The 9940-nt window shown below is 57.3% G+C and carries 3 protein-coding genes; 2 read left to right on the top strand and 1 reads right to left on the bottom strand.

The features are described 5' to 3' along the window. A partial coding sequence (locus V4U88_RS26865; RefSeq protein WP_334076245.1) for a hypothetical protein occupies positions 1–6225 on the bottom strand: 6225 nt, incomplete at its 3' end. Between the two features lie 164 nt (positions 6226–6389). Here V4U88_RS26865 and V4U88_RS26860 point away from each other — a divergent pair. Both V4U88_RS26860 and V4U88_RS26855 read left to right on the top strand, forming a co-directional pair. Beyond that, positions 6390–7673, top strand: coding sequence for an MFS transporter (locus tag V4U88_RS26860; protein ID WP_334076244.1), 1284 nt, complete (start codon positions 6390–6392; stop codon positions 7671–7673). A gap of 676 nt (positions 7674–8349) precedes the next feature. Then, entirely contained in the window at positions 8350–9564 is a 1215-nt protein-coding gene (locus V4U88_RS26855) for an IS4 family transposase (protein WP_334075597.1), read from the top strand. Positions 9565–9940 lie beyond the last annotated feature (376 nt).

Below are 9940 nucleotides of genomic sequence, written 5' to 3'. Positions count from 1 at the left end.
CACCGCTCCCGGCTGAAGATGCTGCGGGCCAATCGATCCCGCTTGCAGTTGGTCTCCGCCGAGCCCCGCCGACGGCAGCAGGCCATCCCGCTGCAGTTCGGCGGACAGCTGCCAGGTTTCCACGCTGTCCGGAGCGATGTGCCGCGTTTGAACCGCTTCATCGGCCAGATGGCCCGCTTCAACCGATTCCGCCGACAGGTGCTGACGCTGTACCGCACCGTCCCCGATATGGTGCTCCAGCACAGAGCCTGGAGCGATGTGCCGGGCCTGAACCGCTTCGTCGGCCAAATGCACCGCATCAACCGATTCCGCCGACAGGTGCTGACGCTGTACCGCACCATTTACGATATGGTGCTCCAGCACAGAGCCTGGAGCGATGTGCCGGGCCTGAACCGCTTCGTCGGCCAAATGCACCGTATCAACCGATTCCGCCGACAGGTGCTGACGCTGTACCGCACCATCCCTGATATGGTGCTTCTGGACGGAGCCTGGTGCAATGTGCCGCGTTTGAATCGCCTTATCCGTCAGATGGTCGGCATGCACCGATTCTACCGACAAGTGTTGGCGCTGTACTGCACCATTACTTATATGGTGCTCTTGCACGGAACCCATCGACAGATGATGGCTATACACGGCATTGGTCCGCAGATGATCCGGGCCTACAGCCTCGGCGCCGAGCGCCTCCCCGTTCACCGCTCCCGGCTGAAGATGCTCCTGGCCAATCGATCCCGCTTGCAGTTGGTCTCCGCCGAGCCCCGCCGACGGCAGCAGACCATCTCGCTGCAGTTCGGCGGACAACTGCCAGGTTTCCACACTGTCCGGAGCGATGTGCCGCGTTTGGACCGCTTCGTCGGCCAAATGCACCGCATCAACCGATTCCGCCGACAGATGCTGACGCTGTACCGCACCGTCCCCGATATGGTGCTCCTGTACCGACCCCGCCGTCAGATGACGGCTGTATACGGCGCTTCTCTGCAGATGGTCCGCGCCTACAGCCTCGGCCCCAAGCGCCTCCGCGTTCACCGCTCCCGGCTGAAGATGCTGCGGGCCAATCGATCCCGCTTGCAGTTGGTCTCCGCCGAGTCCCGCCGACGGCAGCAGACCATCTCGCTGCAGCTCGGCGGACAACTGCCAGGTTTCCACACTGTCCGGAGCGATGTGCCGCGTTTGGACCGCTTCGTCGGCCAAATGCACCGCATCAACCGATTCCGCCGACAGATGCTGACGCTGTACCGCACCGTCCCCGATATGGTGCTCCTGTACCGACCCCGCCGTCAGATGACGGCTGTATACGGCGCTTCTCTGCAGATGATCCGCGCCTACAGCCTCGGCCCCAAGCGCCTCCGCGTTCACCGCTCCCGGCTGAAGATGCTCCTGGCTAATCGATCCCGCTTGCAGTTGGTCTCCGCCGAGCCCCGCCGACGGCAGCAGACCATCACGCTGCAGTTCGGCGGACAGCTGCCAGGTTTCCACGCTGTCCGGAGCGATGTGCCGCGTTTGGACCGCTTCGTCGGCCAAATGGCTGGAATCAACCGATTCCTCCGACAGGTGCTGACGCTGTACCGCACCATCTACGATATGGTGCTCCTGCACAGAGCCTGGTGCAATGTGCCGGGCCTGAACCGCTTCGTCGGCCAAATGCACCGCATCAACGGATTCCTCCGACAGGTGCTGACGCTGTACCGCACCATCTACGATATGGTGCTCCTGCACAGAGCCTGGTGCAATGTGCCGGGCCTGAACCGCTTCGTCGGCCAGATGCACCGCATCAACGGATTCCTCCGACAGGTGCTGACGCTGTACCGCACCATCTACGATATGGTGCTCCTGCACAGAGCCTGGAGCGATGTGCCGGGCCTGAACCGCTTCGTCGGCCAGATGCACCGCATCAACCGACTCCTCCGACAGGTGCTGACGCTGTACCGCACCGTCCCCGATATGGTGCTCCTGCACAGAGCCTAGAGCGATGTGCCGGGCCTGAACCGCTTCGTCGGCCAGATGCACCGCATCAACCGATTCCGCCGACAGGTGCTGACGCTGTACCGCACCGTCCCCGATATGGTGATCCTGCACAGAGCCTGGTGCAATGTGCCGCGTTTGAATCGCCTTATCCGTGAGATGGTCGGCATGCACCGATTCCAACGACAAGTGTTGACGCTGTACCGCACCATTTACAATATGGTGATCCTGCACCGATCCCGTCGTCAGATGGCGGCTATATACGGCGTTGGCCCGCAGATGATCCGGGCCTACCGCCTCGGCGCCAAGCGCCTCCGCGTTCACCGCTCCCGGCTGAAGATGTTCCTGGCCGATCGAGCCCGCTTGCAGTTGGTCTCCGCCGATCCCCTCCGACGGCAGCAGACCATCACGCTGCAGTTCGGCGGACAGCTGCCAGGTTTCCACACTGTCCGGAGCGATGTGCCGCGTTTGAACCGCTTCGTCGGCCAGATGGTCGGCATGCACCGATTCCAACGACAGGTGCTGGTGCTGTATCGCACCATTCACAATATGGTGCTCCTGTACCGACCCCGCAGTCAGATGGCGGCTGTATACGGCGTTGGCCCGCAGATGATCCGGGCCTACCGCCTCGGCGCCAAGCGCCTCCGCGTTCACCGCTCCCGGCTGGAGATGCTGCGGCCCGATCGAGCCCGCTTGCAGTTGATCCCCGCCGATCCCCGCCGATGGCAGCAGACCGCTCTGCTGCAATTCTGCCGACAGCTGCCAGGTTTCCACGCTGCCCGGAGAAATGTGCCGCGTCTGGACCGCTTCGTTGGCCAGATGGCCCGCTTCAACCAATTGCGCCGACAAGTGCTGACGCTGAACCACACCATTACCGATATGGTGCTCCTGCACCGATCCCGCCGTCAGATGGCGGCTGTACACGGCGTTGGCCTGCAGGTGATCCGGGCCTACCGCGTCGGCGCCAAGCGCCTCCGCGGGTACCGCTCCCGGCTGAAAATGGTGCGACCCGATCGAGCCCGCTTGCAGTTGATCCCCGCCGACCCCCGCCGACGGCAGCAGACCGCCCTGCTGCAATTCTGCCGACAGTTGCCAGGTTTCCACGCTGCCCGGAGAAATGTGCCGCGTCTGGACCGCTTCGTCGGCCAGATGGCCCGCTTCAACCAATTGCGCCGACAAGTGCTGACGCTGAATCACACCGTTACCGATATGGTGTTCCTGCACGGAGCCCGTCGTCAGATGACGGCTGGTCACAGCGTTGGCCTGCAGGTGATCCGGGCCTACCGCCTCGGCACCGAGCGTCTCCGCGTTCACCGATCCCGGCTGGAGATGGTGCGGCCCGATCGAGCCCGCTTGCAATTGCTCCCCGCCGATTCCCGCCGTCGGCAGCAGACCGTCCCGCTGCAATTCGGCAGACAACTGCCGGAACGAAACCGCGTTCTCTCCGAGATGACCGGATTGCACCGCCCCTTCCGCGATATGGACGGCATCGATAATTCCTTTCGCCAAGTGATGGGAATGGATGTTGCCCGAAGACACATGCTGGCTTTGCACCGCTTCATCCATAATGTGATAGCACTGCACAGCCTGCAATTTCAGATGCAGGGCGCCCACGGATTCATTTTGCAAAATCGTCCCGTCCACGCTGCCCTTCTGCAAATGAGACCTGCGGATTGAGCCGGCCTGAAGATCGTCGCTGCCGATCCCGTCGGTGGGCAGCAAACCGTTCTCCTGCAATTCGGGGGACAGATGGCCAATCGAGACGGCGTGCGGTTGCAGATGCCGGCCCTCTATGACCTGTTCTCCGAGCAGACGGCCGTCAATGCTACCTTCGGCCACATGACGCGAATCCACCGCGCCTTCAGCCAGATGCTCCGCTTGGATGGCCGCCTCCGCCAAATGGTAGCTTTGCACGGTCTTGGGACGAAGATGGGTTGGACCCACCACATGTTCCTGGAGCACTTCCCCGTCGATAATGCCCTTTTGCAAGTGGGCCCGCTGTATGGAAGACGGCTGAAGATCGGCCCCGCCGATGCCGTTCTCCGGCAGAACGCCTTCCTGCTTCAGGCCCTCGGACAAATGTTCCCGGGTGATCTCCGCGGACCCGATGTGCCGGGATTCCACCGCACCGTCTGCCAGGTGGACGCCAATTACGCTGCCCTCTCCCAAATGCTCGGAGCGAACCGCTCCAGCCGCAAGCTTGGCTGTGGTGACGGACTCATTTTGCAGGACCCGCTCGGAAACTGCAGCATCGGCGAAATGGATTTCCTGTACCGCTGCCGGCTGAATCTGTTCCGACCCAACTGCATTGGCGTCCAAATGCCGGACGCCCACCGCGCCGTTCGCCAAACTTTCACCCTGCACCGCGCCCGGAGCCAGGTGCCGAGATTCAACCGAGCCCGGAGCGATTTTCGAACCGGTGATGCTTCCCTCGGCCAATTTGGGGGCTGTTACGGCCAAGTCGTTCAGTTTATCGGTTGTTACGCTTTCGGGAGAGAGCTTTAAGGACGTCACCGCGAAGTCCTGCAAATGCCGGGAAAATATCGCCCCGTCTCCGATATGTTCTTCGCGGACGCTTCCTTCCTGAAGCGCGCTGCCATCAATGCTGCGCTCCGCAAGGTGCGGCCTTTCGATCGCACCCGGCCGAATATGCCCTGAATCCACCTGCTCCTGGCCGATCGCCCGGCCGGTGATCGAGCCGTTCGCCAACTTGCTCTCGGTTACAGCGCCGTCCGCGAGCTTGGCGCTTGTCACGCTGCCAACCTGCAAATGCCGTTCGGTCACCGACTCCGCTGCGAGCAGGCCTTCGGAAATCGATGCTGGCGCAATTTTGTCGCCCGTCACGGTCCCAGCGGCCAGATGCCAACCCTGGATCGCTTCGAAGGCGATTTTTTCCCCGTTCACCGAACCGGGAGTAAGATGCAGCGTCGTTACCGCCTCCGGGGCAAGCTGCGGGCCATGCACGGAGGACCTGGCGAGATGGCGCGTTTGCACGGCTTCCTCAGCGATTTTGCTCGGCAGGATGCTCTGATCGGTAATTTTGGACGAGGTTACCGCCTGGTCCACCAATTGAGACGTTCCTATCGATTGATCCGCCAGTTTCGTGGACTGGATGCCTTTGTCCGCCAGATGCTTGCCATGAATTTCGCCTTTACCGATCTGCCGCTCCCCGATGCTTCCCGGCTGAAGATGCTCGGCGTGAACCGCCCCCGGAGACAGATGCCGGGCTTCGATACTCCGATCCGCCAAATGTCCGGATCCGACGCTGCCATCGCCCAGTTGCTCGGCCCCCACGCTGGAAGCGGCCAAATGTTCCTGGCTGATCATGCCCGGAGCCAGGTGACGAACCGTAATGGCATTTTCGGCCAAATGGCGGCATTCAATGGAGCCGTCCTGCACCTTGTCGGATGTCACCGCCCCGTCGCGCAGCTTGGAAGTCGTCACGGACAAATCGCCCAGCTTCGAATTATCGACAGCTCCATTCTCCAGGTGGGTGGATTTGACGGATCCGCTGCGGATTTTCTCGGACGTCACCGACTGGTCCTGGATCAAATCGGTCGTGACGATCCACTCGCTTAAGTGACGGCTTTCGATGGAGCCGTCCGCCAGCTTGCCGCCATTAATGATCCCGTCCGCCAGCTTATCACCGGTGACGCTGCCGTCCTCCAGTTTGCTGCCGCTGATGGACCGGTCGCGGATGTTTCGCCCTTCCACCGCTCCGTCGATCAAATGATCGCCGCGGATGGCCAGAGGCGCGATTTTTGCTCCGTTCACGGCACCGTCGGCGATCTTGCTGCCGAGCACCGCGTAGTCGGCAATCCAGGCGGAACCGACCGTGCTGAACTTCAGCTTGGTGGCGTCGATCGTATAGGGAGCGATTTTGTCTCCGGTTACGGCGTACTCCGTCAAATCATCCGTATAGATAATTCCTTTCGAGGATGCCGTCGCCTTTTTTTCCGCCAACACGGTTTCCAACTGCTCCTCCCGGTCTTCAGCCCAAACCGCTTCGTCATCGGGATCATCCCCGGACGCTTGTTCCTCTACAAATACCTCCTTCACCGGAAGTTCCGGCGCGTAAATCGTTTGGTGAATTTTCATCTCCCGCGTCGGTTCGATCTTGATCTCCGGTTCCCCGACCTCGGTTTCCTCCAGCATCATTAACTCGTCAATTTCCGGATTATCTACGAAGTAGAGCGACTTCCTCGCTCTGCTGCTGGTCTTCGTGGTTTTGATTCGCTTTTTCAGAGCCGTCCTCCCCTTTGCCACAAGATGATCGTCTTAGGCATCATATGCGGCAGAATAGGCCCGTGTCACAGCAACTCCCGCCACCCGTGAAAAAGTAGAAATATTCCGTGGCAAACCTTCCATTTTTCTTGCCGGCCCGGAGAGCTACAATAAAACAAGTTCAAATGACTCCTGGAGGTAGCCCCATGAATCCCGATTTTAACGCGGCCGCGCAACCCAAGCCGGCGAAAGCCCAAGGCGGAACTTCATCCCCGCTGAACATTTACAACGGTACGAAATCCAACCGGCCTTTTCTTGTGATTCTTTGCAGTGTGCTGCTTTTGTCTTTCGGAAGTAAGCTGTACGAAATCATCTTGCCTTTGATGATGTATGACATCACACACTCCTCCGTGGCCATGTCCAGTATGAAGACCGCCGAGTTGCTCCCGAATTTCTTCTTTGCCCTGTTCATCGGCGTCTTGGTGGACCGCGTCGACAAAAAACGCTGGGTGCTCTGGATGATCGGCCTTCAGGCGCTGCTTCTGATCGGATTCGTTCTGTTTTTTCGCTCGGGCACCCATGTGCTACCGCTGTATTATGCGATCGGATTTTTGCTGATGACGTTCAATTACGGCTACTTCAACGCCCAGGTCAGCCTGACCAAGCTGGCCGTACCTACGCACCGGCTTACCTCCGCAAACGCCAAATTGTCATTTGCCGAAACGCTCGTCGGCATCATGGGACCGGCGTTGTCGGCCATGATCCTCTTGCTGCCGGACATTTCCGACGGGCTGCTGATTACCGCTGGCTGTTACGGCTCGTGCATGCTGCTGTTCACCCGGCTTCGCCTGGAGGAGAAGAGTGCCGGCGGCGGGGAGGGCCACGGGCAAGCCAGCTTGGCCAAAGCGTTTATGGAGGGCTGGACCGCCTTTAAAAGCAACACTTCACTGTGGATGATGACTGTATTCGTCATTTTTCTGAATTGCAGCTCGACCGTGGTCAGCACGACCGTGATTTTTTTCGCCAAAGATGAATTGAATCTGTCTTCTTCGGGGTTGGCCGTCGTTCTGTCGGCAGCCGGAGCGGGGGGACTTGCCGCCAGTCTCGCCATGGGAAAAATGCGCTTGCGCTTCGGCCTCGGCAAACTGTACGCCGCGTCCATTCTCATCAGCGGCGCGGGATATCTGTTCTTATTCCTTACCGACGGGCTGCCGGTATTCTTGACCGCCCTGTTCTTGACCGGATTAGGCTCGACCATCCACAGTGTCTGCGTTTACTCCTTTCGGCAGGAACAGACCCCGGCTCCGTTAATGGGCCGGATCGCGGGGATTACCGGTACTTTGTTCCGGGTCGGCATGCCAATTGCCGTGTATGCCTCCGGATGGATCATTGCCTGGTACGGCTCGGCGGTCGTTTTTCTCGGCTGCGCCGTTTGGAATCTCGTCGTACTGCTGGTATTGCTGCGGACCCGCTTGCGGGGATTGCTATAGTCTGTAGGCTGGCGACTCTCTCTAAATCCGCCCATTTAGAGCTTCTTCCAACTCCAAAAGATGCAAAATTCAGCTCCTTCTAGCATTTTTTGAGAAACGAACGGCGTTGCCTTGGTGCTGATATTTAAGACTTTTCGCTTCAACGTAGCGTGCTGAATTCGGCGCCCCGCAGTTTCCCTAGCCGCCCGTTGAAATAGTGGCCTTTGGGGCCGCTACTTCAGCCCGATTCGCCTTCACGAGGAAAATAGCGGTCAGAAAAGGCCTTATTTCCCTGCTGCGGGCACCGAAATCAGGGTTTGGCCTGCTTTTTCCCAGAATAAGACCCTAAAATGCACTAAAGTTGCATCAAACCTGACAGGGTGCTGCTTATTTTGAACCTTGTCGCCTCGGTGTGGCGAGTTGGATTCGGCGTGCCCCATTTCCCTAACCGCCGTCGCATGAGCAGCCTTGCAAGAAAGACGAAAATTAACGCTAACGGTTGCCACAGCCGTTATTTGTCCTGAAAACGCCGATCTCCCATTCTAACGGTCGCCACGGCGCTTATTTTCGCATAAACAGGCTGTTAAGGCAGTAATCTTGCAAAAAAAATGACATAAAAAGTAAGAAGAATAATTTACAAAAAAAGGAGACCCCAGTTATCGTAGAATTGTACAGACACATACGAAAGGAGGTCTCCTTGAATAAAAAGATACCTAACCCATCCGTGATTCGTCAAGCCTTAGGTTGGTTGGATGTCCATGTGCGTTTACTCTGTGGCGATCATTACGCCAAGAAGCTTTGCTTTGGCAACACGATTCTTCTCTTTCTGGAGGCCATTTTGCAAAAACGGAGTTCACTAGATAACGTCGCAGAGCATTTACGAAGTGCTCCGTGGCTGCAAAAATGGGTAGGCTTGGAGTCGATCCATGCTTCCTCCTTAAATCGAAAACTAGCGCAAATTCCAACCGACAGTGTTCGTAACTTGTTCCTCCAGCGTCTCAAAAACCTGTGGCATCACCAGGGACCTACACTACCGAAAAAGCTCAAGGGACTTGGGCGACTGGCCGCGGTAGACTCCTCGTCAATCACTCTGAGCCTACCGCGAGGGAAGTGGGCATTACGCCAAGCGGGAGAGAGTGCGGTAAAAATGCATACCTGCCTGCATCTCACCGGCGAGATAAGCGCCTGGCTAAAAGGCATCGTACTCTCCACGGCGATGGTGGCCGACCTAGACTCGGAAGTGTTGGAACACCTTGTTTGGGAGCCAGGAACCACCTATTTGTTTGACCGAGGTTATATCTGTTACGGACAATTCCTCCATTGGGATCGAAATCAGATTTACTTTGTGGTCCGACTTAAGAGCAACAGCAGAGTACGGGTGCTTCAGTCCAAGGTCGCGGGGAGTTTCATCAAGCGGGATGCCGAAGTAGAAATCAAGGACCCGGATAGCCAACAAACCGGCGTGTTCCGACTGGTCGAGTTTGAGTTTATCGACAATAAGCACAAGGTTCATCAAGTGCGAGTTCTAACGAACCGCTGGGATGTAAAAGCGGAAGATGTGGCCCGAATGTATCACTACCGCTGGAAAGTGGAACTATTTTTTAAATTCATGAAGTCAAATTTGCATCTGAAAAAAATATACAACAACAAGCCACAGGCGGTATGGAACCTGATTTATTTAAACCTACTGGCGTACGTAGTGTGTGAAGAAATCCGGTATCTCTACGCTCCGGATCTGCCCATTGGCCAAGTGACGAGGAAGATGCGTGCGTATTTAACGAATGCGTGGACCGATTTCTTGGACCGTTTACATCCAGTGACGCAGCGGACGAGTAAGGGCCGAAGGAAAAAGGGCGGTCGTCCAAGAATTCATCCAGAACGTTTGGAGAAACTACGGATGATCTATTACTAAAAAAATGTAGAACCAAAACAGAAGAAAAACCATACTCTGGAAAAAAATGTGTCTGTACGTTTGAAGTGAGGTGGGGCTTTTTTTTGCCTTTTTGGGAGAGGCGAAACATCACTGGCAAACAAGTTGAACTAGAGCATAGGATGGGAAAAGGCAAGAGGGTGAAATGATTCTGGAGAAGCGTAGCGTTCGCCTTTGTGACCGGACTTCTACCTTATCTGAATTTAATTCATCAAGAAATCCGGGAGCAACAGCGATCGGAAGAACATTTCACCCGGCTGCCTCTATCCCTCCATCATTAGTTCAACTCATTACGACTAACTGATGTTAAGGTTTTTGCAAGATTAATGCTGTTAAGGCGAGAATCCAGGGGAATAAC

The sequence above is a fragment of the Paenibacillus sp. A14 genome (assembly GCF_036864815.1).
GTDB classification, from domain to species: Bacteria; Bacillota; Bacilli; order Paenibacillales; family Paenibacillaceae; genus Fontibacillus; species Fontibacillus sanfengchensis.
The sequence above is the reverse complement of the archived record's forward strand: the minus strand, read 5'-3'. Positions and strand labels throughout refer to the sequence as shown.

Coding starts and splice junctions, on each gene's coding strand:
- V4U88_RS26860 (WP_334076244.1), top strand. CDS start 6,390: ATGAATCCCGATTTTAACGCGGCCGCGCAACCCAAGCCGGCGAAAGCC.